The organism is Mycobacterium sp., from assembly GCF_032159765.1.
Taxonomy (GTDB): Bacteria; Actinomycetota; Actinomycetes; order Mycobacteriales; family Mycobacteriaceae; genus Mycobacterium.
On record NZ_JAVHWM010000001.1, the window covers coordinates 1 to 22,530 of the forward strand.

Genomic DNA, 22,530 nt, shown 5'->3' on the forward strand with positions numbered 1-22,530 from the left:
ACATCGGCTCGCGCTTGCGTAACTTGGCGAGAACCTCTTTGTGCGCGCCCACCTTTTCGCCTAGTGGAGCGGATGTTCGATTCTCCAACCGGCCAATGTATGTGAATACGATGGTGGCGAACACCAACGCCATCGCGCCGGCGAAGATCGTGAGATCACCCCAAATACCGAGATTCACCTGCCACTCCTCAGCTTCGCCTTGACGTAACCCTTGAAACGTTACCTGAACTAAGTATATTTCCAGGTCGAGAGGAAACCGGGCAGTCACCGCACTGCGAGCAAGTCGAACCCGCCGCTGGCCTCCAGATACTGTCCGGTTACCCACCGTCCTTCGTCGGATGCCAGAAAGGACGCGACATTTGCGATGTCATCAGATTGACCCAGCCTGCGAAGTGCCGTCACCGCGACGATTCCGCGCTGGTTGTCCGGCACAGCTCGAATTGCTCGGCGGCAAGAACCCGCCTCCCAGGATCTAATCAGAGGCCTGAGAGGATGACCGCGTTGCTGTCAGCAGCCGCCTGCCGCATCTTCGCGGCGTTCTGATAGCCCTCTGACTCATACCAGGCGCGGGCTGCCTCGACCGATTCGAACTCTAGGACCACGGTCTGGTTGCCGTGCCAATCACCCTCGATCACTTGAGGGTTGGTGTCCGCCACGATCGCCTTGCCGCCACCCTCCCCGATGGTCGGCATCGCCGCGCGGGCGTATGCCTTCATCCCCTCGGGATCGTGGATCGCCTCGGTCACGATGACGTAGCCCTTCGGCATGTCAACTCTCCTCGCTTATCGCTTGTTCGGGACAGCACTCGATGGCCTCACGTGCAGCGGCCTCGTGCTCCGCCGGCACCTCATCGACGACGACTTCGGCGTACCCGTCGTCGTTGATGATGAAGACATCCGAGCACAGCGTCGTGCACATGCCGTGCCCGCGGCAGCGTTCTTCGTCGACGTGGACCTTCATCGGGCATCCGCGAGGTCGAACTCCAGATGCAGGTCGATCAGCCCGCGCAGGATGAACGTCGGAATGTACCGGTAGTGCCGATCTCCCGCGGGACCGTGATGCTTCTCGGAGATCCGGATGTCGGACGTCTTGTCGAGCAATCTCTCGATGGCGACACGGGTTTCGGCGCGGGCCAGCGGCGCGCCCGGGCAGCTGTGGATGCCCCGGCCGAACGCGAGATGCTGGCGCGCGTTCTTACGGGCCGGATCGAAGGTGTCCGGATCCTCGAAGCGACTCGGGTCACGATTCGCCGCCCCGTTCAGCACCATCACCGTGGTGCCCGCGCCGATCTCGCTCTCCCCCACAGTGATTGGCACCCGCGACAACCGGAAGTCACCCTTGACCGGGCTCTCGATGCGCAACGCCTCTTCGATGAAGTTCGGGATCAGGCTGCGATCGGCGCGCAGGGCCTGCTGGATGTCGGGGCGCTCCCCGATCACCTTCAGTGCGGTCCCGAGCAGCCGCACGGTGGTCTCCTGACCCGCCGAGAACACGTTCGTCGCCACCCGCACGACGTCTCCGACCTCCGGCGTCGACCCGTCCGGGAACGTCGCCGTCGCAAGCCCCGTCATGACGTCGTCACGAGGTTCGCGCCGACGGTCCTCCACGTACGTCGCGAAAACCTCGTACAGGTATTCCAGCGGCGTCTTGTTCATCGTCTTGTCCGAGCTGCCGAGGGCGCTGCCGTGCGTGCCGCGCTTCAGTCGCTCGATCAGCTCTTCGCGGTCCTCGTCGGGAACGCCGAGCAGGTCAGCGATGACGCGCAGCGTGAACGGCCCCGCGAAGCCGTTGATGAACTCTCCCTCGCCGGGCGCGAGGAACTCGTCGAGCATCTCGTCGGCGATCTGCCACATCGCGTCCTCGTTCTCCTTGAGGCGCTTGGGCGTGATCAGCCGCATCAGCAGAGCACGGTGGTTGGTGTGCGTCGGCGGGTCGAGCGTCGGCAGCTGATCGCTGAACGGGATCTCGTCGCGGTGCTCCTTGATGACCTCGGTGACGTCGTCACCCTCGAGCGGAACGGGAAAGCCCGGGAACGGTCCGGTCACCGAGACGCACGACGAGAACGTCTCCGCGTCGTTGTAGATGTCGACGGCTTCCTGCCAGCCGGTCACCATCGTCACGTCGTAGTGATCCTCATGCGCGACGGGGCACTTATTCCGCATCGCCTCGAAGTACGGATACGGATCTTCGATGAGTTCCTCGCTGCCACGGAAGAAGTTCATCGAGGTCAAGTCGGTCACTGTGAGCTGCTCCGTTCCGAACGAGCGGGCCGATTTCTCGCTGCGAGAATCATCCTCTCACAATTGAGTATTTGATTTCCACCGCGCCAGCGCCGACAGTCAGAACTCGAGGGAGCGGATGGGATCGCTGCCGTCCCAGTCATCGGCCTCGGCGCGGATGTGCTCGTAGAAGGCGGCGACGCCGTCGTTCGTCTCGGAAATCTCGTAGACAGTCGCCACGCCACCGGCCGGCTCGGCGTAGGCAAACCGAAGACCGCCAGGGCCGACGCCCGACCACACGACAAGCCATCCCGCTGCTGTAGCAGCTCCCAAGGCCGCATCGAAATCGTCTGTCCACCACGCTATTTGGTGATACCCCTCGCGGCCACTCGAAAGGAACTCGGTGTAGATCGAGGGCGTGGCGTCGTGCTGCGCGATCAGCTCGATCTGCATGTCGCCGATGTTCGCCAGCCCGGTCGTCACCGTCACTTCGCACGGCGCACCGCGGTAGACACAGTCAAGCGGCACATTGCGGATCACGAACCACGGCCCGACTCCGGCCGCGAGCCACGACTGAATTGCGGACTCGAAGTCGCGCACGACGAACCCGACCTGCCGGACACGGCCGGGTAGTGGCGGAGCGGTCACGCTCGAACACTAACTTCTAGTTAGACACTGGTCAACTGCTGAGAATCGCTGTAAGGTCAGGCTGTGCCCAGATCCGATGAGGTCACAGTTGCTGACCGAGGTCAACGCCGCGCTTCTTTTCAGCGGGCACGCTCGGTCGAGACGAAGAGGTCGCTAGTCCAGGCGGCGATGGCACTGTGGCGTACGAACGGTTACGCGAACACGACCGTCGCCGACATCTGCCGTGCCGCCGGGGTGTCCAAGGCGCTCTTCTACTTCTACTTCCCGCGCAAAGAGGACGTCCTCTTCGAGGTGGGCGTGCTGTCCACCAAGGCCGCGCAGCGCACAGCGCACGAACTGCTCGGCAAGCCGTACGAGATCGCCGTCGTCGTCGACGCCGCCCTCACCACCCTGGAACGCTCGATGGCGCGCAACCCACCCGAGCTGATCATCGAGACGATCCTCGAGGGATACCGTCACGAGCACCGCATCCTCGCCGGAGAGCAGCCGCCTGATCCGGAACTGGGCATGTTCACCGAGCTCTTCGAAAAGGCCCAGCGGGACGGCAAGCTGGCCTCGTCAGTCGACGTGGGTCACCTCGCTAATCTGGCGGGGACGCTCGTCAGCGAGGGCGCCCGGCACTGGGCCGCAGGGTCTTTCGGGGACCGATCATTTCGAGACGTCGTCGGCCGCGACATCGCGGCCATGATTGCCGGCTACAGCACATAAGGAGGACACGATGGCGTGGGACTTCGAGACCGACCCGGAGTACCAGAAGCTACTGGACTGGGCCGACGAGTTCGTCCGCGAGGAAGTCGAGCCGCTCGACTTGGCGTGGCCGCACCAACAGTTCGTGCCGCTCACCGGGGCGAGACGCAAGGCGGTCGACCCTCTTAAGGAAGAGGTGCGTCGAAAAGGCTTGTGGGCCACCCACCTTGGGCCCGAGCTTGGTGGTCAGGGCTACGGCCAGCTCAAGCTCGCACTCCTCAACGAGATCCTCGGCCGCTCCCAGTGGGCGCCGATCGTCTTCGGGTGCCAGGCACCCGATACCGGCAACGCGGAGATCATCGCGCACTACGGCACTCCCGAGCAGAAGGAGCGCTACCTCCGCCCGCTGCTCGAAGGCGAAATCTTCTCCAGTTATTCGATGACCGAACCGCAGGGCGGGGCCGACCCCACCCAGTTCCAGACGCAGGCCGTGCGCGACGGCGACGACTGGGTGATCAACGGCTGGAAGTTCTTCTCCTCCAATGCCAAAACTGCGTCCTTCTTGATCGTCATGGTCGTTACTAGCCCCGATGTCAGCCCGTACCAGGGCATGTCGATGTTCCTCGTGCCCACCGACACACCCGGCGTGAAGATCGTCCGCAACATCGGACTGTCCGGCGAATCCGAGGAGGGCAGCCACGCGCTGATCCACTACGACAACGTCCGCGTGCCCGACTCCGCGGTGCTGGGTGGCGAAGGCCAGGCGTTCGTCATCGCCCAAACCCGCTTGGGCGGCGGGCGAATTCACCATGCGATGCGCACCATCGGCCTGTCGTCGCGCGCCTTGGACATGATGTGTGAACGCGCGCTCAGCCGCCACACTGCCGGTAGCCGGTTGTCCGACAAGCAGTTCGTCCAGGGCTACATCGCGGACTCGTACGCACAGCTGTCGCAGTTCCGGCTATTCGTGCTCTACACAGCGTGGGAGATCGACAAGTACAACGACTATAAGAAGGTCCGCAAGGACATCGCCGCCGTCAAGGTCGTACTGCCCACGGTGCTGCACGACATCGCCTGGCGGGCAATGCAAGTGCACGGAGCACTCGGTGTCTCCAACGAGATGCCGTTCATGGGGATGGTGCACGGCGCGGCGGCGCTGGGGCTCGCCGACGGGCCGAGTGAGGTGCACAAGGCCACCGTCGCCAAGCAGGTTCTGCGGGATTACAAGGCCACCGACGACATGTGGCCGACCGAATGGATTCCGCGAAAGCGAGAAGCAGCGAAGGAGAAGTTCGCCGAGTATCTCGAGCACGAGGTGGGCAACCTGTGACCGATCCGACGATCGACGCTGCGCGCCTTGCGGATTGGATGGACGCAGCAGGTCTCCCCGGCAAGGGCGAGCCGATTCAGACCCGGTACCTGTCGGGCGGCACCCAGAACATCATCTTCGAGATCCGTCGCGGCGAGCACACGTGTGTCATCAGGCTTCCACCCCCGGGCGCGCCGCCGGACCGCGACAAAGGCATCCTCCGAGAGTGGCGCATCATCGAGGCGCTCGACGGCACCGACGTCCCGTCGACGCCCGCGGTCGCCGTCTGCTCCGACGCCGACGTGCTCGGCCGTCCGTTTTACTTGATGGGGTTCGTCGACGGCTGGTCGCCGATGACCCAAAGGACTTGGCCGGCACCGTTCGACACCGACCTCGATGCCCGGCAGGGCCTCGCGTACCAGCTCGCCGAGGGCATCGCGCTGCTGTCGAAGGTCGACTGGCAGGCCAAGGATCTCACCGACCTCGGTCGGCCCGACGGCTATCACGAACGTCAAGTCGACCGCTGGACAGGGTTTTTCGAGCGGATCAAGCAGCGCGAGATTCCGGGCATGGACGTCGCGACCAAGTGGCTGGGCGCTCATCGGCCGTTGGACTTCATCCCCGGCCTCATGCACGGGGACTATCAGTTCGCCAATGTGATGTATTTCGACGGCGCGCCCGCACGTCTTGCCGCGATCGTCGACTGGGAGATGGGCACGGTCGGCGATCCGAAACTCGACCTCGCCTGGATGGTGCAGGGCTGGCCGGAGGACACGAGTTCCACAGAGGCGGCTGAGTCCGGTTACGTTGATATGCAAGGAATGCCGTCGCGGTCGGAGATCGTCGCACACTGGGCAGACGTGTCCGGCCGGCAGGTCGACGACCTTGACTACTACCTCGTGTTGGCGAAGTGGAAGCTGGCGATCGTGCTGGAGCAGGGGTTCCAACGCGCGGGTGACGACGAGAAGCTGCAGGCGTACGGGCCGGTGATCGTCGACCTGATGGCGTCAGCCGCAGAGCTCGCCGAGAGCACAGACTACGGGCGCTGACGTGCGTGCGGTCGTGTGCCCGGAATACGGGCCGCCCGAGGTCGTCCGCGTCGAAGAGCGCCCGTCTCCGTTGCCTGCGCCGGGCGAGGTCAAAGTCCGCGTCGAGGCTGCGGCTGTGAACTACCCCGACGTGCTGTTGGTCGCCAACAAGTACCAGATCAGCGTGCCGCCGCCGTTCGTCCCGGGAAGCGAATTCGCCGGCGTCGTCAGCGAGGGCGCAGGTGATTTCGAAGTCGGCGACCGCGTCACCGGAACCGGACTGTACGGCGCCTTCGCCGAGGAAGTAGTCGTGCCCGCCGCGGGCCTCAGCCGGATACCCGACGGGGTCGACGCCCGCACCGCCGCGGCGTTCGGGGTCGCGTACCGCACCGCTTATCACACGCTGAGGTCGGTTGCGCGGGTGACGGCCGGCGACGGCGTCATCATCCTGGGCGCAGGCGGCGGCGTCGGCCTGGCGGCGGTGCAGCTCGCATGTCAGCTCGGCGCGACGGTGACTGCAGTGGCGTCGTCGGATGAAAAGCTCTGCGCCGCAGCATCTTACGGCGCAGTACATCTGATCAATTACCGCTCCGGCAAGCTGCGGGCTGCGTTGCGCGAGGCGCTTCCTGACGGAGCCGACGCCGTCGTCGACCCTGTCGGCGGCGACCTCTCGGAGCCCGCGCTGCGCGCACTTCACCGCGGAGGCAGGTTCGTCACGGTCGGTTATGCCTCGGGGGTGATCCCCCGCATCCCGCTGAACCTCGTGCTGGTCAAGGGAATTCAGATTCTCGGCTTCCAGTTCCAGGACGTCGCAGCCGACGAGTTCGAACGCAACGAGCAGGAGTTGCGGGAGCGTCTGATCAGCGGCCAAGTCAATCCACACATCGGCGCGACGTTTCCGCTCGCAGAGACCGCGCAGGCGCTGCGCATGGTGGCCGACGGTCAGGCCATCGGCAAGGTCCTGATCGAGGTCTAACTCCCCCCTTGGCGCGAGCGTGCGTGTCTGCAGGCGACACGCCGATAGAGAGCCGGAGAATTCGCACGCTCGCCGCGAAGTCCTCGGGAAGAGTCTCGCCGATGCGTCAGCCGATGCGTGCGCACGAGCGTGCGCAGACTCCCGACCGAATACGGCGTGTCGCCTGCAGACACGCACGCTCGCGGGGAAAGGTGACCAGGGCCCCTAACCCGCTGGGACGAGGTCCGCTGCCACCGACAGGCAGTTCAGCGTGCCGCTGCGGAATGTCTCGACACCACCGACGGCCATCGCCGGAAGATCAAGTGCCGCAAGGGCTTGCGCCTTGAACGCGCGCGCGGCCGCGCTCAGCCGGTGTTCGACGCTGTCGGCCGTGCGGTCCAGGTCCACCGGCCACCGTTCGCCCCACAGCGTCACCTCGGTGGTGCCGTGATCGAGCGCATCCTGAACACCGGCTCGGATGCGCGAGTCCGAGCCGATCAGATCCATGGACACCGCAAGCGCATGCGGGCGAGGGCGCTCAGGCCATGTCGCCAGCGCGGTCTCGAGGTCCAGCGTGTCGGCCCCGAGGATCTGGATGGGCCGAAGATCCTCGCTGCCGTCGACCAGCACGGTGACGTCCCAGCCGGCCATCACTCGATCGAACAACCAGCCACCCGCGAAGGACACCACGTCGGCCACGTTCGCGGCCACCACGTCGAAGTGGTACCTCATGGCTTCCTCGTCGGATCGAGTTCGCGCGCCAGCGATGCCGCGTATCCCTTGAACACGTCGGCCAGGGGGATCGAGGGGTCGAGCAACCATGTGGTCTCCATTCCTGAAACGAAGCCGATGATCTCGGCGGCCTTGGTGGCCGCGTTCACGTCAGAGCGATAGCGGCCGACGCTCTGTCCGCGCCGGATGATGTGGGCGATGATCTCGACCGCGCTGCGGTACCGGCCCAACAGCCGATCGTGCAAGGGCGCGTCCGGCGAGATGTTCTCGACGAACAGCACCGTGAACGTGCCGATCAGCTCGGGAGCGCGCTCGAACCGCTCGGCAACCCGCCTGATCTCGGTGACGAGGTCGCCCGTCGCCCGATCGGCATGGGCGTCATCGTCGGCGTCTCGGGCGTCGAGCACCGCGTTGAGCAGCTGTTCCTTGGATTCGAAATGATGCAGCAGGCCAGCCGGGGTGACGCCCGCCTCCTTGGCGATCTGCGCCAGCGAGGTGCCACGCCAGCCGCTTCGTGCCAGGAGCCGCTCGGCGACGGTCAGTATCCGCTGCTTGCGGTCCTCGCCTTTGGCAAGAAGCGTTTCGTAGGGGCGCGCAGCCGTGGGCACCGGACTCCTCCGTCAACAAACCAACCTAGTGAACACACAGTAGGTTGGTTTCGCCCGTGTGACAAGGGTGACCCGCGAATTCTTTGATCTGACACTCATTTGTCGTCGCCGACTCAACTGAGAGGTCACCCGGGCCACTGTCCCCTCCTGACCAATTCTCTGTGATCTCGCTTGACGATGGCGTTCTTTGTTATTTTAATAATAATAGAACAATACGACGACAGCCCTACGAGTCGCTGTGGGTGGGAATGAACAGGCAAAGTTCTGACGACTTCGTTCCAGCGGCACCGCTGCTGTGGTCATACGACGTGCTGAGCTTCGTGCTGTCGGGAACTCGCCGATGGCGACCGGCCCTACTTGCGCAGTTGGATCCCTTCCCCGGTGACGTCGTCGCCGACATCGGCTGTGGTACTGGCACGCAATTGCGTCTGGTGGCCCGTGTATGCCCGTCGGCGACGCTGATCGGCATCGACCCCGACCCAGCGATTCGCGAGCGGGCTCGAACCAAACTCGTTCGCGTCAGTCGACCGGTGAAATTGCTGGCCGGATACGCCCGTGATAGCGCCGATCTGCTGCGCGGCCACGGTGTAACCAAAGTGATGTCGTCATTAGTGTTCCACCAAGTTCCCATCGAGGAGAAGCGTGCCGGGCTGGCGGGTATCTACGAGGCACTGACGAGTGGTGGCAGTTTGCACGTCGCCGACTACGGATTGCAACGAACGGCCAAGATGCGCAAACGATTCCGCATCGTCCAACGAGGTGACGGATTCGAGAACACTGAGCCGAATGCGCAAGGTGTTCTGCCCGAACTGATGGCCGAAGTGGGCTTCGGCAACGTCGAGGAAACCCACGTGTTCGAGACGATCACCGGGTCGATCTCCATCTATCGCGCCCAACACCTATAGCCGCCGGTCCGCGACGACGCGGTCACACCGGTCCGGCTTATGTCAGCTGACCGCGCGCACTGGGACGTTGCACCAGCCGAAAACGTTCGTCATCTGCACCCGGCGCAGCCCGGCCCGATCGACTTCGTAGCGGGGAATCAGATCCAGCATCGCCTCGAGTGCGATCCGCCCCTCCATCCGCGCGAGCGCAGCGCCGAGACAGCTGTGTATCCCGTAGCCGAACCCGATGTTGTAGCCGACCTTGCGCTCCCTGTCGATGTCGAACCGGTCGGCGTCGGGAAACATCCGTTCGTCGCGCAGGGCGGAACCGTTGATCAGCACGACGGTGCTGCCGGCCGGGATCGTGGTGCCGTGCAACTGAACGTCGCGCATCGCGCATCGCACGTTGTACTGCGACGGGCCCTCGTACCGCAGTAGCTCCTCGAACGCGGCGGGGATCTTGCTGCGGTCCTCCTGCAGCTTCTGCCACTGGTCGGGGTTCTCGCCGAACACCGCCGCCGCATTGCCGATGAGCTTCGTCACCGTCTCGGCACCGGCTCCGCCGAGCAGCGAGGCGAAGCCGGCGATCTCGACATCGTCGAGCTTGCGAATCTCGCCGTCCTCCACGATCTCCGTTTCGACCAACCGCGAGATCATGTCGTCCTGCGGCTGGGCCCGACGCTCCTGAATCAGGTTGTAGTAGTAGGCGCCGGCCAACATGTTGGCTTCCAAGCCCTCTTTCGACGGACCCATCGAGCCGGCCTCGCGTTCCAGGCCCTTGTCGAGCCACAACCGCAGTTGCTGACGGTCCGCCGCGGGGACACCGAGCATCCGCGTGATGATCTCGACCGGGAACAGCGCCGAAAAATCGGCGACCGCATCGAACGACGACGGATCGAGCCGGGCCACGGCCTCATCGATCGTCTCGCGCACCATCGCCTCGAGCGATTGGACCGCGCGCGGTGTGAACACCCGGTTCACCAGCTTGCGGAATCGCTCATGGTCCGGCGGATCCATCATGATGATCAGCTTCCCGGCCGCCAGGTTGGGTCCGTCGCCTTTCATCATGTCGATCGTGATGCCCTTGGCCGACGAATACGTGGCGAAGTCCTTGTACGCCGGCGCCACATCCTCGTAGCGCGTCAACGCGTAGAAGTCGTGCTTGTGGCTGTAGTACAACGGCGCTTCGTCGCGCATCCGGCGGTACGTCTCGAACGGCGAGTTGAAGTAGTCGTCCGAGTACGGATCGAACTCGACTGGCCTATCGGAAACCGCCGTAGGAGACACTTTGACCTCGATTCGTCACAAACCCAGCGATTTGGCGATGATAACTTTCATCACCTCGCTGGTCCCGGCATAGATCCGCGACACCCGTGCATCGGTGTACAAGCGGGCGATCGGGTACTCCATCATGTAGCCGTATCCGCCGAAAAGCTGCAGGCAGCGGTCGATGACCCTGGCCTGCATCTCGGTGCAGAACAGCTTGACCCGCGCGGCATCGGCCCCCGACAGCTCGCCGTCGACATGATCGATAACCGCGCGGTCCAGCATCGCCTGGGCGGCCTCGATCTCCGCCGACACCGCCGCGAGTTCGAACTTGGTGTTCTGGAACGACGCGACGGGTGTGCCAAATGCCTTGCGGTTCTTGACGTATTCGATCGTCGCAACCAACGCCGAGCGTGCCTGCGCGACGGAGCCGACGGCGACCGTCAGCCGCTCCTGGGGCAGGTTGTGGCCCAGGTAGCTGAACGCCTCACCCTCCTCCCCCAGCTGGTTCGCCACCGGCACCCGCACGTCGGCGAACGACAGCTCCGCGGTGTCCTGCACCTTGCAGCCCATCTTCTCCAGTTCGCGGCCGCGGGTGAATCCCGGCATGCCGTCCTCGACGACCAGCAGTGTGAGGCCGCGGCGCCGGTTGTCCGGATCTGTCGAGGTTCTCGCGACGACGATCACCAAGTCGGCCTGCATACCCCCGGTGATGAATGTCTTTGCGCCATTGACGACGAACTCGTCGCCGTCGCGAACCGCGGTGGTACGCACACCGGCGAGGTCCGAGCCCGTGCCGGGTTCTGTCATCGCCACCGCCGTCAGCAGCGTGCCTGCCGCCAGCCCCGGGAACCAACGCTGACGTTGCTCGTCGTTCGCGTAGTGCAGGAAATACGGCAGGATCACCTCGAGCTGAGTCCGCACGGTCGACAACGTGACCAGCGCGCGCGCCGCTTCCTCTTGCAGCACAACGTTGTAGCGGTAATCGGACAGACCCGCGCCACCGTATTCCTCGGGGATCGCCATGCCGAGCATGCCGAGCGCGCCCATCTGCTTGAACACGTCGCGCGGCATCCGGCCGCCCTTCTCCCACTCCGGATACTGCGGCACCACCTCTTTGTCGATGAAGTCGTGCGCCAGCTCCCGGAACGCCTCGTGGTCTTCGGTGAAGAGGTCTCGACGCACTGCTATGCCACCAGCTCGACGAGAGTGGCGTTGGCTGTGCCGCCACCTTCGCACATGGTCTGCAGTCCGTAGCGAATCTCGTTGTCCCGCATGTGATGAATCATCCGCGTCATCAGCACTGCACCGGACGCACCGAGGGGGTGCCCGAGCGCGATCGCGCCGCCGAGCGGGTTCAGCCGGTCACCCTCGGCGCCAGTCTCGGCCAGCCACGCCAGCGGCACCGGTGCGAACGCCTCGTTCACCTCGAACACGCCGACATCGGAAATCGGCACGCCCGCCTTGCGCAACACCTTCTCCGTGGCCGGGATCGGGCCCGTCAACATAAGCACCGGATCGGCTCCCGTGACCGCACCGGCGCGGTAGCGCACGATCGGTGTCAGATCGAGCTCGAAGGCCTTCGCAGTGGTGGTGACCAACAGCGCCGCGGCGCCGTCGGAGATCTGAGAAGAATTGCCCGCGTGGATGACTCCGTCGTCAGTGAATGCCGGCTTCAGGCCCGCGAGCTTCTCGACGGTCGTTCCGCGCCGAATGCCTTCGTCGGCGGTGACGACCGTCGCGACGTCAGGGAACACCGGCACGATCTGGTCGTCGAAGGCCCCACTGTCCTGCGCCGCGGCCGCCCGCTCGTGGGACATCGCCGAATACTCGTCGAGCCGGGTGCGAGTGAATCCCCACTTCTGCGCAATCATCTCGGCCGACAGTCCCTGGTTGAACGAGAAATTGTTGTAGCGCTCAAGGACTTTCGGCCCGTAGGGCATGCCGGTGGCCCGCGCGGAACCCAACGGCACCCTGCTCATCACCTCGACGCCCCCGGCGACGACGACATCTTGCTGACCCGACATCACCGCCTGCACAGCGAAATCCAGCGCCTGCTGGCTCGACCCGCAGGCGCGGTTGACCGTCGTGCCGGGAATCGTTTCGGGCCAACCCGCGGCAAGGACGGCATACCGCCCGATGTTGCTGGACTGGTCGCCCACTTGCGACACACAGCCCCACACCACGTCGTCGACGACGCCGGGGTCGATGCCGCTGCGCTCCGCGAGCTCGTTGAGAACGACGGCGGACAGGTCGGCGGCGTGCATCGAGGACAGTGCGCCGTTGCGCTTTCCCACGGGGGTGCGGACCGCCGCCGCGATGACCGTTTCACGCATGTCTATCTCTCCAATCCCCACCGACCTGTGAAGGTCGGTTCCCTCTTGTCGGCGAACGCCTGGTACGCCTCTGCGGAGTCCGCGGTGGCGAAATTGCCCGGCTGGGCACGGGCTTCGTTCGCCAACGCCTCCCGCAAGGTCGCGTTCGCGCCGTCGTTCAACAATGCCTTGCTTTGCGCCAGCGCGAAAGGCGGGCCCGCCGCGAGCCGTCCGGCCAGATCGTCGACGAACCCGTCGATCTCGTCGCCGGGCTTGATCCAGGTGACCAGGCCCAGCGAGTGAGCCTCGGCGGCGTCGATCATGTCAGCGAGCAGCACCAACCGCTTGGCCTGCTGAAGTCCCACGAGTTTGGGGAGCAGCCACGAGCCGCCGAGATCGACCGACAGCCCGCGCTTCGAGAAGATCTGGCAGAACCGCGATTCCGGCGTGGCGACGACGAAGTCGCAACCGAGCGCGAGATTCCAGCCGGCGCCGACGGCCACGCCCGTCACCTTCGCGATGGTGGGCACCGCCAGCTCGTGCAAGGCCAGCGCGACCTCGGTCAGCCTGCGCAGCTTGTGCTGCGGATGAATGTCCTCCGAAACAGAGATGTCAGCGCCCGAGCAGAATGCCCCGCCCGCGCCGGTGATCACCAGAACCCGTACATCGCCGTCGCGGGCCGTGGCGCGCAGCGCATCCGCTAGCTCCCCCCACAACTGCGGGTTGAGCGCGTTCTTGCGATCGGGCCGGTTCAGCGTCAGCGTGCGCACGCCGTCGCGATCGGCGGACAACAGGACCTGGTCACTCATAGGCAGGTCCGATCGCCCCATCGACTCGGAGCGCATCGAGTTCCTCGGCGCTGTAGCCGATTTCGGTCAGCACGGCATCAGTGTGCTCACCGAGGCCGGGGACCGCACCCATCGGCTGCTCGAATCCCCTGATCACGGGCGGGGGTCGCAGCGCCTGGATGTCGCCCTTGGGAGTGCGCACAGTGCGCCAGCGGTCGCGCGCGGTCAGGTGCGGATGCACGAGGACCTCGCTGGGCACGTTGTAGCGGGAATTGCCGATGCCTGCGTCGTCGGCGATCTTCTGGATCTCCGCAAGATCGCGCTCCGCGCACCAGGATCCGATCGCCTCGTCCAGGACGTCGCGATGCGCGCAGCGGCCGGGATTCGTCGCAAAGCGTGGATCGGCGGCGAGATCGGGGCGGTCGATGATCTCCTTGGCCACCCGCTGCCACTCGCGGTCGTTGGTGGTGCCGAGCACGACGGTCTGACCGTCGCGGGTGGGATACGCCCCGTACGGCGCGACTGCGGGTGAGCTGACACCCAACGGCTGTTGGTCGATACCGGAGTGCTGAGTGTAGGTCAGTTGATAGCCCATGACATCGGTCATCACGTCGAACAGGCTCAGTTCAACGGCGGGTGCCGCCACGTCGGCGTGGCCGCGCCGCGCAAACAGCAATGCCAGGATCGAGATCGCAGCGTACAGCCCTGTGGTGAAATCTGCCATCGCGGGCCCGGGCTTGGCGGGCATCCCGGGATAGCCGGTCACTGCACACGAACCCGATTCCGCTTGCACCAGAAGGTCATACGCGCGCTTGTGGGAGATCGGCCCGCCCGGTCCGTAGCCGTCGATCTCCACCGGGATGACGTGTGGATGCCGCACCGCGAGGTCCGCGGGCGCAATTCCCATCTTGGCCGTGGCTCCGGGTGCGAGGTTGGACACGAACGCGTCCGCCCGGTCGAGTAGTCGGTGCAGCACCTCCATGCCAGCCGTCGACTTGGTGTTCAGGGTGACGGATTCCTTGCCGCGGTTGCACCACACGAAATGGGCGGCCAGACCACCTGGCCCGTTCACCACGTCGTCGTAATCCCGGGCGAAGTCGCCGCCTTTGGGGTTCTCCACCTTAATGATTCGCGCACCGAAGTCGGCCAGCACGCGCGTGCACATCGGCGCTGCCACCGCCCGCTCCATCGCGACGACGGTGACCCCGGCGAGAGGCGCTCCGGCCATCTATGCTCCTCGCGTCCGCGCTGTCACATGACCATTCCGCCGTCGACCGGCAGCACCTGCCCGGTGATGTAGGACGCCGCGTCGGACGCGAGGAACACGAACGCGCCCGCGACCTCCGACGGCTCGGCCCAGCGCTTCAACGGAATCCGCTGCATCATGTTCGCGGCGAACTTCTCGTTGGTGCGGATGGTCTCGGTCATCGGCGTGGCCGCCAATGGAGCCAGTGCGTTGACGAGAATGTTCTTCGACGCCAGCTCGCGCGCAAGCGATTTCGTGAACCCGATGAGCCCCGCCTTGGCCGCCGAGTAGTTCACCTGGCCCAGCGTGCCGGTGATTCCCGCAGACGATGTCACGTTGATGATCCGGCCGGTGCCGTCGGTGGGGATGTGCGGCAACGCGGCTTGCGTGCAGTGGAAAGTTCCCATGACATGGATGTCGAACGTCAGCCGGAAGGTGTCGTCGGTGAGCTTGGGGAACATCGCAGGCGACGTCACGCCGGCGTTGTTCACGAGGATGTGCAGGCTGCCACCGCCCAGTCCCGCGGCCTGCGCCGCTGCGGCGTCGGCCGCGCCACGATCGCTGACGTCAAGCGCAGCGCTCTCCGCCTTGCCTCCGTTGGCGCGGATGCGTTCTGCCACAGCGGAAGCCGCGTCAGCGTCGATGTCGGTGACGAGCACGGCCGCGCCGGCATCTGCGAGCGCTGAAGCGACCGCCGCGCCGATGCCGCCAGCGGCCCCTGCGCCGGTGACCATTGCGGCGCGGCCGGTGAGGTCGAACAGCCCGCTCATCAGTAGCTCCTCGGCAGCCCGAGCACGTGCTCACCGAGGAAGTTCAGGATCATCTCCTGGCTCACGGGCGCGATCTTCATCAGCCGCGATTCACGGAAGTACCGCGACACGTGGTACTCCTCCGAGTACCCCATCCCGCCGTGCAGCTGCAACGCGCGATCGGCCGCACCGAAGCCAGCATCTGCGCACAGGTATTTTGCCGTATTCGCTTCGCGCCCACACGGTTTGCCGTTGTCGTACAGCCAGGACGCCTTGCGCAGCACCAACTCGGCCGCATCAAGCCGGGCCAGCGAGTCGGCCAGCGGGAACTGCAGGCCCTGGTTCATCCCGATCGGCCTGTTGAACACCACGCGCTCGTTGCCGTACTTGACCGCCTTCTCCAGAGCGACCCGGCCGATGCCCAAAGCCTCGGCGGCGATGAGCATTCGCTCGGGGTTCAGCCCGTCGAGGATGTACTTGAACCCCTTGCCCTCCTCGCCGACGCGGTCACCCACCGGCACCATCAGGTCGTCGATGAACAGCTCGTTGGAGCTGACGGCGTTGCGGCCCATCTTCTTGATCGGCCGGATGTCGACGTGGTCGCGGTCGAGATCGGTCAGGAACAGCGTCATGCCGTCCGTCTTCTTGGTGACCTCGTCGAACGGCGTTGTGCGCGTGAGGAGCAGGATCTTCTCCGACTCCAGCGCCTTGGAGATCCATACCTTGCGGCCGTTGACGCGGTAGTGGTCACCCTCGCGTTTTGCCGACGTGGTGATGCGCGAAGTGTCAAGCCCCGCACCGGGTTCGGTGACACCGAAGCAGACGTGCAGATCGCCGTTGACGATCCGCGGCAACGTCGCGGCCTTGAGCTCGTCGGACCCGTGTTTGACCACCGGCTGCATGCCGAAGATCGACAAATGGATCGCGCTGGCGCCGTTCATCGCCGCCCCGGACCGCGAGATCTCCTCGAGCAGCAGTGTGGCCTCGGTGATACCGAGGCCGTGGCCGCCGTACTCCTCGGGAATCGTCATCCCGAGCCAGCCGCCCTTCGCGATGGCGTCGTAGAACTCGGACGGAAACTCGTGCGCGAGATCCTTTTCCATCCAGTAGTGATCGTCGAACTTCGCGGCCAGCTCAGCGACCGACTTGCGGATCAGCTCCTGGTCATCGGTCAGCTCGAACGTCATTCCGGCGCCGGGCACTGCTGCATCTCCTCTGCGTCAGGTCATGCACCCGGCGTGGGCCGAGCTAGTGGAGGACGGGCTCAGTCCGTATTGCCGGTGAGCTCCTTGGCGTTCGCCGCAAATTGGGCGAAGCTGTTGCTGGCGTGGTCGTGCTTGGAAAGAGCGCGGATGGATACGTCGTGTCCCTCGGAGGCCTTGCGCAGTGCGCCGACGGTGGCCTGCTCCTTCGGGATGTGAGTGAACGGATCCCAGTGGTACCAGCGCATCGCGTTCTCATACGTCATCTTGTTGACATCGTCGTCGGGCACGTTGTGCTCGGTCAGCACCTCATGCAACTGCTCGGGCGCACCCGGCCACATCGAATCGCTGTGCGGGTAGTCGGCTTCCCAGCAGATGTTGTCGATACCGATCATGTTGCGCAACTGGACGCCAACGTGATCGGAGATGAAGCAGGTCAGGAAGTGCTCGCGGAACACCTCGGATGGCTTCTTGCCCTTGAAGTCCTGGCCCGTCCATGTTGAGTGCATCTCGTAGGTGCGATCCGCGCGCTCGAGGAAGTAGGGGATCCACCCGGTGCCACCCTCGGACAGCGCGATCTTGAGGTCGGGATACTTCTTGACCGGCTTGGACCACAACAGATCCGCCGCCGCCTGCACGATGTTCATCGGCTGCAGCGTGATCATCACGTCCATCGGCGCATCCGGCGCGGTGATGGCCAACCGTCCGGAGGACCCGATGTGCACGTTCATCACGGTGTCGGTGTCCACCAGGGCTTCCCACAGCGGAGTCCAGTAGTCGTCGTGGAAGCTCGGATAGCCCATCGCCGCCGGGTTCTCGGTGAATGTCAGCGCATGCACGCCACGGTCGGCGTTGCGCCGGACTTCCTTGCCACAAGCCTCGGCATCCCAGATCACCGGCAGCGTCATCGGGATGAACCGCGCGGGGTAGGCCGCGCACCACTCCTCGACGTGCCAGTCGTTGTAGGCCTGCAGCAGCGCCAGCGAGAATTCGGGGTCTTCGGTGGCGAACAGCCGCCCTGCGAATCCGGGGAACGACGGGAAACAGATCGACCCGAGGATCCCGCCGGCGTTCATGTCCTTGACGCGCTCGTCGACCTGCCAGCAGCCGGGCCGGATCTCGTCGAGACCCTGAGGCTCGAGGCCGTACTCCTCCTTCGGCCTACCAGCCACCGCGTTCAGCGCGACGTTGGGAATCACCACGTCGCGGAACTGCCAGGTGTCGGAACCGTCGGGGTTGTGCACCAGGCGCGGCGCGTCGTTCTTGTACTTCTCCGGCAGGTGGTTCTTGAACATGTCAGGCGGCTCGACGATGTGGTCGTCGACGCTGATCAGGATCATGTCTTCCTTGTTCACAGGGCCATTCCTTTCGATCGAAGCCTCGGCGTCAAGTCCGCTACGGTTCTCTACTTGTGAAAACTATCTTCTCGCACTGCGAGAATCAACGTCCTTAGTCTAGTCCTCGGGCTGGTCAGGGCCGTCGCGCCCTGTCCCTATCATCTTTCGTACCACTTCAGACCACCTGTTTGTTGACCATCTGACCAAAGCATGGAAACCTGTTAGGCGAAATACGAGAATCTAATTCTCGCTTGTGAGAGGATACTACCGTGCGACTCCCCCCGCTGCCCGGCGACGAGTGGGACGACGACGTCCAGCAGGCGCTCGCCGTCATGCTGCCGGAGGAGCGGCGCAACCCCGAACAGGCAAGCAACATCCTCTCCACGTTCGTCCGCCATCCGGCCCTGACGAAGTCGTTCCTGAAGTTCAACGTCCATCTGCTCTTCAACTCGACACTTCCCGCCCGCGAGCGCGAGCTGGCGATCCTGCGGGTGGCGCATAACACCGACTCGACGTACGAGTGGGCGCAGCACGTGAAGATGGGCCTGCGCGAGGGGCTCACCGAGGATGAGATCGCCGGCGTGCGGCGCGGGGACGCCGGGAGCGAGTTCGACCGCACGATCCTGGCAGGCGTCGACGAGCTCCTCGACAAGTTCGAGCTTTCGGACGCGACGTGGTCGGCGCTGGGCGAGCGCTTCGACGATCGGCAGCGGATGGATTTCGTCTTCACGGTGGGCTGCTACATCACCGTGGCCATGGCACTGAACACATTTGGCGTAGAGCTCGAACAGGAGAGGTAACGAACATGGCTTTCTTCCCGAAGCCCGCGGCGGGTAGCTGGACCGAGAACTGGCCCGAATTGGGCACTGCCCCAATCAATTACGAAGACTCCATCGATCCCGAGCACTTCAAGCTCGAACAGCAGGCCATCTTCAAGAAGACCTGGCTCAACGTCGGCCGCGTCGAGCGGCTGCCCAAGAAGGGCAGCTACTTCACTCGTGAAATGCCGTCGGTGGGACCGGGGACGTCGGTGATCATCGTCAAGGACAAGCAGGAAACCGTTCGCGCCTTCTACAACATGTGCCGTCACCGCGGCAACAAGCTGGTGTGGAGCGACTACCCAGGCGAGGAGGTGTCGGGCACCTGCCGCCAGTTCACCTGCAAGTACCACGCATGGCGCTACAGCCTTGAGGGCGACCTGACATTCGTTCAGCAGGAGGGCGAATTCTTCGACCTCGACAAGGCGAACTACGGACTGGTTCCGGTGCGGTGCGAGGTGTGGGAAGGGTTCATCTTCGTCAACTTCGACGACGACGCAGCGCCACTGGCGGAATACCTCGGCGACTTCGCGAAGGGCCTCGAGGGATATCCGTTCCACGAGATGACCGAGCACTACAGCTACCGCTCGGAGATCAACGCCAACTGGAAGCTGTTCATCGACGCGTTCGTCGAGTTCTACCACGCGCCGATCCTGCACATGAAGCAGGCCGAAAAGGAGGAGGCCGAGAAGCTGGCCAAATTCGGCTTCGAAGCGCTGGCATACGACATCAAGGGCATCCACTCCATGGTGTCGTCGTGGGGCGGAATGTCGCCGCCGAAAGACCTGAACATGGTCAAGCCCATCGAGCGGATCGTGCACAGCGGCCTGTTCGGACCGTGGGACCGCCCCGACATCAAGGGCATCCTGCCCGACGAACTGCCGCCCGCCATCAACCCCGGCCGCCACAAGTCTTGGGGCACGGACTCTTTCGAGTTCTTCCCGAACTTCACGTTGCTGTTCTGGGCGCCGGGGTGGTACCTGACCTACCACTACTGGCCGACCGCGGTGGACAAGCACATCTTCGAGGCCGACCTCTACTTCGTGCCGCCGAAGAACCTCCGTGAGCGGCTCTCCCAAGAGCTTGCCGCGGTCACGTTCAAGGAGTACGCGTTCCAGGACGCCAACACGCTGGAAGCCACGCACACCATGATCAACACCAGGGCCGTCACGGAGTTCCCGCTGTGCGATCAGGAGATCCTGCTGCGGCACCTGCACAAAACCGCCTGGGATTACGTGAACAGATACACGGCGTCGCTGACGAACGGGAATGGTTCCACCACAGCTGATTCCGCCACCAGCCAGAAGGATCACGTCAATGTCACACAGCCTGTCTGATTCGACTCCGTCGAAACTCCCAGAGGAGTTCGCCGATCTGGAGCGGTTCACCGACTGGTGCCTGCCAACCGAGCAGGAGCGCTACACCAAGCGGCTGAACTCGACGATGGCCGAGATGCAGGAGCTCTACGACGCGGGCATGGCGCGTCTCGAGGACATCATGGTCTACGTTGACGCGCGCTTCCCGCTCAAGGGGATGCCGGAGGACGCGAAAGCGCTGGTGCACCTAGGGCAGTCGATCGTGATGGTGAGCTTCCCCGTCGAAGTGTGGAAGCAGCCACGCGTGCTCGACAGCGGCGCCTCCTACATCGAGCTGATCAAGGAGCCGGTGGTCTAACCGTGCCAACGCTGCGAGCCGCGGGTCTGCTCGACGTCGACGCCGGCGAGATCATCCGGCCGGGGATCGTCCGCATCGAGGACGACCGGATCGTCGGTGTCGGAGACGCCGAAACGGCATCAGCCGTCGGAAGCGAAGCCGACGGAGAAGTCATCGATCTCGGGGATTCCATCCTGCTGCCCGGGTTGATGGACATGGAGGTCAACCTCCTGATGGGCGGCCGCGGGGAAAACCCTGGGCTGTCGCAAGTTCAAGACGATCCACCCACCCGGGTGCTGCGCGCGGTGGGCAATGCCCGTCGCACGCTTCGCGCCGGGTTCACCACCGTGCGTAACCTCGGCCTGTTCGTCAAGACCGGCGGCTACCTGTTGGACGTGGCGCTGGGCAAGGCGATCGACGCAGGTTGGATCGAGGGGCCACGAATCGTGCCTGCGGGTCATGCGATCACCCCGACGGGTGGGCACCTCGACCCGACGATGTTCGCCGCGTTCATGCCGGGCGCGCTGGAGTTGACCGTCGAGGAAGGCATCGCGAACGGGGTCGACGAGGTCCGCAAGGCCGTGCGTTACCAGATCAAGCACGGCGCGCAGCTGATCAAAGTCTGCGTGTCGGGTGGCGTGATGTCACTCACCGGAGAGGCTGGCGCGCAACATTATTCGGACGAGGAGCTTCGGGCGATCGTCGACGAGGCGCATCGCCGTGGCTTGCGGGTGGCCGCGCACACGCACGGCGCTGAGGCTGTCAAGCACGCGGTCGCATGCGGTATCGATTGCATCGAGCACGGCTTCCTGATGGACGACGAGGCAATCCAGGCACTCGTCGACAACGACCGCTTCCTCGTCACCACCCGGCGGCTGGCCGAGGCGATGGACGTGTCCAAGGCCCCGAAGGAGTTGCAGGACAAGGCCGCCGAGATGTTCCCTAAGGCTCGCACGTCGATCAAGGCCGCCTACGAGGCCGGCGTGAAGATCGCCGTCGGCACGGACGCACCCGCCATCCCGCATGGCAAAAACGCCGATGAGCTTGTCACGCTGGTGGATTGGGGCATGCCGCCCGCGGCGGTGCTGCGGGCCGCGACGGTGGTGGCCGCCGACCTGATCAACGTGACCGATCGCGGTCGGCTGGCCGAAGGGCAACTCGCGGACATCATCGCGGTGCCCGGTGACCCGCTCACCGACATTGCCGTTACACGGGACGTCAACTTTGTAATGAAGGGCGGTAAGGTGTACCGACATGATCCAGTCACGTAGAACTGAGGACTTGGTCGAGATCCAGCAACTGCTCGCGAAGTACGCGGTGACGATCACGCTGGGCGACGTCGACGGCCTGATCTCGGTGTTCACCCCGGACGGCACCTACAGCGCGTTTGGCTCCACTTACACGCTGGCCCGGTTTCCCGAACTCGTCGACGCGGCCCCAAAGGGGCTGTTCATGACGGGCACGTCGCTGGTGGATCTCGACGCCACCGACCCTGATAAGGCGACGGGCACACAGCCGCTGTGCTTCATCGAGCACTCCAAGCACGACATGCGCATCGGCTACTACAAGGACACCTATGTGCGCACCGACGACGGCTGGCGGCTGAAAACCCGTGCAATGACGTTCATTCGGCGCAGCGGCGACCATGACTCCGGCCGCCCGCACGCCATCGGGAGACCTGAGGCCGATGTCGCCGCCGAAGCGGCTCCGGAAGCCGGATGAGCGCCGAGCTCTTCGAACCCGCCGCCTTCCGCACAGCGTTGCAGGCATGGCTCGACGAGAACGATCTCACGCCCCCACCCGGGGACGACTCCCTCGATGCGCACCAAACCCAGCATCTTCGCGTTCTGAAGGCGCTCTACGACGCGGGCTGGATGCGCTACGGATGGCCGGAATCGGCGGGCGGATTGGGAGGTCCGGACATCCTGCGCGCGATCGTCGGCGAGGAGATCGTCGGCCGCGGACTCGACCATCCCGGGCCGTACTCGATGCTCGACGTGCTGACCCCGACGATGATCGATTACGCGCGCCCAGAACTGGCCGCCGAGATGGTGCCGAGGCTGCTGTCCGGCCAGGAGTCGTGGTG

General features: G+C 64.7%; 26 protein-coding genes. 11 read left to right on the forward strand and 15 right to left on the reverse strand.

Annotated features, from left to right (window positions below; translation table 11 throughout):
• Positions 1-264: 264 nt before the first annotated feature.
• The 5 genes from QOH60_RS00005 to QOH60_RS00025 all read right to left on the reverse strand — a co-directional run bounded on the left by QOH60_RS00005 (position 265) and on the right by QOH60_RS00025 (position 2,867).
• The gene (locus tag QOH60_RS00005) at positions 265-432 is read right to left on the reverse strand and encodes an SDR family oxidoreductase (RefSeq protein WP_526415772.1); all 168 of its coding nucleotides are present in this window, start codon (positions 430-432) and stop codon (positions 265-267) included.
• A 44-nt stretch (positions 433-476) separates the two neighbouring features.
• A complete protein-coding gene (locus QOH60_RS00010; RefSeq protein WP_526415774.1) occupies positions 477-767 on the reverse strand; it encodes a DUF1330 domain-containing protein in 291 nt (96 codons plus the stop codon).
• Between the two features lies 1 nt (position 768).
• Positions 769-960 (reverse strand): ferredoxin, encoded by a 192-nt coding sequence (locus QOH60_RS00015; RefSeq protein WP_526415776.1) that lies wholly within the window; start codon positions 958-960, stop codon positions 769-771.
• On the reverse strand, positions 957-2,222 hold the full coding sequence (locus QOH60_RS00020) for a cytochrome P450 (protein ID WP_526415819.1): 1,266 nt from the start codon (positions 2,220-2,222) through the stop codon (positions 957-959). Before QOH60_RS00020 ends, QOH60_RS00015 begins: the two co-directional genes overlap by 4 nt.
• A 117-nt stretch (positions 2,223-2,339) precedes the next feature.
• Positions 2,340-2,867 (reverse strand): VOC family protein, encoded by a 528-nt coding sequence (locus QOH60_RS00025; RefSeq protein WP_526415779.1) that lies wholly within the window; start codon positions 2,865-2,867, stop codon positions 2,340-2,342.
• A 63-nt stretch (positions 2,868-2,930) separates the two neighbouring features.
• Between QOH60_RS00025 and QOH60_RS00030 the strand changes: the two genes are divergently transcribed.
• The 4 genes from QOH60_RS00030 to QOH60_RS00045 are packed head-to-tail and all read left to right on the forward strand — an operon-like array spanning position 2,931 to position 6,867.
• Complete coding sequence (locus QOH60_RS00030; RefSeq protein WP_526415781.1) at positions 2,931-3,575, forward strand: TetR/AcrR family transcriptional regulator; 645 nt, start codon at positions 2,931-2,933, stop codon at positions 3,573-3,575.
• Between the two features lie 10 nt (positions 3,576-3,585).
• Positions 3,586-4,884 carry an acyl-CoA dehydrogenase family protein gene (locus QOH60_RS00035; RefSeq protein WP_526415783.1) on the forward strand — a complete coding sequence of 433 codons (1,299 nt, stop codon included), beginning with the start codon at positions 3,586-3,588 and terminating at the stop codon, positions 4,882-4,884.
• Positions 4,885-4,922: 38 nt separating this feature from the next.
• Positions 4,923-5,912: a phosphotransferase family protein gene (locus tag QOH60_RS00040; protein WP_526415821.1), complete on the forward strand. Its 990-nt coding sequence runs from the start codon at positions 4,923-4,925 to the stop codon at positions 5,910-5,912.
• Between the two features lies 1 nt (position 5,913).
• Positions 5,914-6,867 (forward strand): NADPH:quinone oxidoreductase family protein, encoded by a 954-nt coding sequence (locus tag QOH60_RS00045; RefSeq protein ID WP_526415785.1) that lies wholly within the window; start codon positions 5,914-5,916, stop codon positions 6,865-6,867.
• Between the two features lie 204 nt (positions 6,868-7,071).
• Here QOH60_RS00045 and QOH60_RS00050 read toward each other — a convergent pair whose 3' ends face one another.
• Together QOH60_RS00050 and QOH60_RS00055 are read right to left on the reverse strand one after the other, a co-directional pair.
• Positions 7,072-7,578 (reverse strand): hypothetical protein, encoded by a 507-nt coding sequence (locus QOH60_RS00050; RefSeq protein ID WP_526415787.1) that lies wholly within the window; start codon positions 7,576-7,578, stop codon positions 7,072-7,074.
• Entirely contained in the window at positions 7,575-8,186 is a 612-nt protein-coding gene (locus QOH60_RS00055; RefSeq protein WP_526415789.1) for a TetR/AcrR family transcriptional regulator, read from the reverse strand. Before QOH60_RS00055 ends, QOH60_RS00050 begins: the two co-directional genes overlap by 4 nt.
• A gap of 248 nt (positions 8,187-8,434) precedes the next feature.
• Between QOH60_RS00055 and QOH60_RS00060 the strand changes: the two genes are divergently transcribed.
• Positions 8,435-9,091, forward strand: a complete 657-nt coding sequence (locus tag QOH60_RS00060; RefSeq protein ID WP_526415791.1) for a class I SAM-dependent methyltransferase — start codon at positions 8,435-8,437, stop codon at positions 9,089-9,091.
• Between the two features lie 42 nt (positions 9,092-9,133).
• Here QOH60_RS00060 and QOH60_RS00065 read toward each other — a convergent pair whose 3' ends face one another.
• From QOH60_RS00065 to QOH60_RS00100, 8 genes are all read right to left on the reverse strand, one after another.
• On the reverse strand, positions 9,134-10,357 hold the full coding sequence (locus tag QOH60_RS00065) for a cytochrome P450 (RefSeq protein ID WP_526415793.1): 1,224 nt from the start codon (positions 10,355-10,357) through the stop codon (positions 9,134-9,136).
• A 15-nt stretch (positions 10,358-10,372) separates the two neighbouring features.
• Entirely contained in the window at positions 10,373-11,521 is a 1,149-nt protein-coding gene (locus QOH60_RS00070) for an acyl-CoA dehydrogenase family protein (RefSeq protein WP_526415795.1), read from the reverse strand.
• A gap of 2 nt (positions 11,522-11,523) precedes the next feature.
• Positions 11,524-12,672, reverse strand: coding sequence for a thiolase family protein (locus QOH60_RS00075; protein ID WP_526415797.1), 1,149 nt, complete (start codon positions 12,670-12,672; stop codon positions 11,524-11,526).
• 2 nt (positions 12,673-12,674) lie between these two features.
• A complete protein-coding gene (locus tag QOH60_RS00080; RefSeq protein WP_526415799.1) occupies positions 12,675-13,460 on the reverse strand; it encodes an enoyl-CoA hydratase/isomerase family protein in 786 nt (261 codons plus the stop codon).
• The gene (locus QOH60_RS00085) at positions 13,453-14,667 is read right to left on the reverse strand and encodes a CaiB/BaiF CoA transferase family protein (protein WP_526415801.1); all 1,215 of its coding nucleotides are present in this window, start codon (positions 14,665-14,667) and stop codon (positions 13,453-13,455) included. The genes QOH60_RS00080 and QOH60_RS00085 overlap by 8 nt, the downstream gene beginning before the upstream one ends.
• Positions 14,668-14,690: 23 nt before the next feature.
• Positions 14,691-15,455: an SDR family NAD(P)-dependent oxidoreductase gene (locus tag QOH60_RS00090; RefSeq protein WP_526415803.1), complete on the reverse strand. Its 765-nt coding sequence runs from the start codon at positions 15,453-15,455 to the stop codon at positions 14,691-14,693.
• Positions 15,455-16,621 (reverse strand): acyl-CoA dehydrogenase family protein, encoded by a 1,167-nt coding sequence (locus QOH60_RS00095; RefSeq protein ID WP_526415823.1) that lies wholly within the window; start codon positions 16,619-16,621, stop codon positions 15,455-15,457. Before QOH60_RS00095 ends, QOH60_RS00090 begins: the two co-directional genes overlap by 1 nt.
• 77 nt (positions 16,622-16,698) lie before the next feature.
• Complete coding sequence (locus QOH60_RS00100) at positions 16,699-17,991, reverse strand: amidohydrolase family protein (RefSeq protein WP_526415805.1); 1,293 nt, start codon at positions 17,989-17,991, stop codon at positions 16,699-16,701.
• Between the two features lie 251 nt (positions 17,992-18,242).
• Here QOH60_RS00100 and QOH60_RS00105 point away from each other — a divergent pair, with 251 nt between their 5' ends.
• From QOH60_RS00105 to QOH60_RS00130, 6 genes are all read left to right on the forward strand, one after another.
• Positions 18,243-18,773, forward strand: coding sequence for a carboxymuconolactone decarboxylase family protein (locus QOH60_RS00105; protein ID WP_526415807.1), 531 nt, complete (start codon positions 18,243-18,245; stop codon positions 18,771-18,773).
• A gap of 5 nt (positions 18,774-18,778) precedes the next feature.
• Positions 18,779-20,128, forward strand: coding sequence for an aromatic ring-hydroxylating oxygenase subunit alpha (locus QOH60_RS00110; protein WP_526415809.1), 1,350 nt, complete (start codon positions 18,779-18,781; stop codon positions 20,126-20,128).
• Entirely contained in the window at positions 20,109-20,465 is a 357-nt protein-coding gene (locus QOH60_RS00115; RefSeq protein ID WP_526415811.1) for a hypothetical protein, read from the forward strand. Before QOH60_RS00110 ends, QOH60_RS00115 begins: the two co-directional genes overlap by 20 nt.
• Before the next feature lie 2 nt (positions 20,466-20,467).
• Positions 20,468-21,715: a metal-dependent hydrolase family protein gene (locus QOH60_RS00120; RefSeq protein ID WP_526415813.1), complete on the forward strand. Its 1,248-nt coding sequence runs from the start codon at positions 20,468-20,470 to the stop codon at positions 21,713-21,715.
• Complete coding sequence (locus QOH60_RS00125; RefSeq protein ID WP_526415815.1) at positions 21,699-22,166, forward strand: nuclear transport factor 2 family protein; 468 nt, start codon at positions 21,699-21,701, stop codon at positions 22,164-22,166. Before QOH60_RS00120 ends, QOH60_RS00125 begins: the two co-directional genes overlap by 17 nt.
• Positions 22,163-22,530: acyl-CoA dehydrogenase family protein (locus QOH60_RS00130; RefSeq protein ID WP_526415817.1), on the forward strand; the 368-nt coding region annotated here is incomplete at its 3' end. The genes QOH60_RS00125 and QOH60_RS00130, both read left to right, overlap by 4 nt.

Excerpts from the sequence above, each read along its gene's own strand:
- QOH60_RS00010 (WP_526415774.1), bottom strand. The coding sequence starts at position 767 with ATGCCGAAGGGCTACGTCATCGTGACCGAGGCGATCCACGATCCCGAG.
- QOH60_RS00015 (WP_526415776.1), bottom strand. The coding sequence starts at position 960 with ATGAAGGTCCACGTCGACGAAGAACGCTGCCGCGGGCACGGCATGTGC.
- QOH60_RS00020 (WP_526415819.1), bottom strand. The coding sequence starts at position 2,222 with ATGAACTTCTTCCGTGGCAGCGAGGAACTCATCGAAGATCCGTATCCG.
- QOH60_RS00035 (WP_526415783.1), top strand. The coding sequence starts at position 3,586 with ATGGCGTGGGACTTCGAGACCGACCCGGAGTACCAGAAGCTACTGGAC.
- QOH60_RS00040 (WP_526415821.1), top strand. The coding sequence starts at position 4,923 with ATGGACGCAGCAGGTCTCCCCGGCAAGGGCGAGCCGATTCAGACCCGG.
- QOH60_RS00050 (WP_526415787.1), bottom strand. The coding sequence starts at position 7,578 with ATGAGGTACCACTTCGACGTGGTGGCCGCGAACGTGGCCGACGTGGTG.
- QOH60_RS00060 (WP_526415791.1), top strand. The coding sequence starts at position 8,435 with ATGAACAGGCAAAGTTCTGACGACTTCGTTCCAGCGGCACCGCTGCTG.
- QOH60_RS00075 (WP_526415797.1), bottom strand. The coding sequence starts at position 12,672 with ATGCGTGAAACGGTCATCGCGGCGGCGGTCCGCACCCCCGTGGGAAAG.
- QOH60_RS00080 (WP_526415799.1), bottom strand. The coding sequence starts at position 13,460 with ATGAGTGACCAGGTCCTGTTGTCCGCCGATCGCGACGGCGTGCGCACG.
- QOH60_RS00085 (WP_526415801.1), bottom strand. The coding sequence starts at position 14,667 with ATGGCCGGAGCGCCTCTCGCCGGGGTCACCGTCGTCGCGATGGAGCGG.
- QOH60_RS00090 (WP_526415803.1), bottom strand. The coding sequence starts at position 15,455 with ATGAGCGGGCTGTTCGACCTCACCGGCCGCGCCGCAATGGTCACCGGC.
- QOH60_RS00095 (WP_526415823.1), bottom strand. The coding sequence starts at position 16,621 with ATGACGTTCGAGCTGACCGATGACCAGGAGCTGATCCGCAAGTCGGTC.
- QOH60_RS00110 (WP_526415809.1), top strand. The coding sequence starts at position 18,779 with ATGGCTTTCTTCCCGAAGCCCGCGGCGGGTAGCTGGACCGAGAACTGG.
- QOH60_RS00115 (WP_526415811.1), top strand. The coding sequence starts at position 20,109 with ATGTCACACAGCCTGTCTGATTCGACTCCGTCGAAACTCCCAGAGGAG.
- QOH60_RS00125 (WP_526415815.1), top strand. The coding sequence starts at position 21,699 with ATGATCCAGTCACGTAGAACTGAGGACTTGGTCGAGATCCAGCAACTG.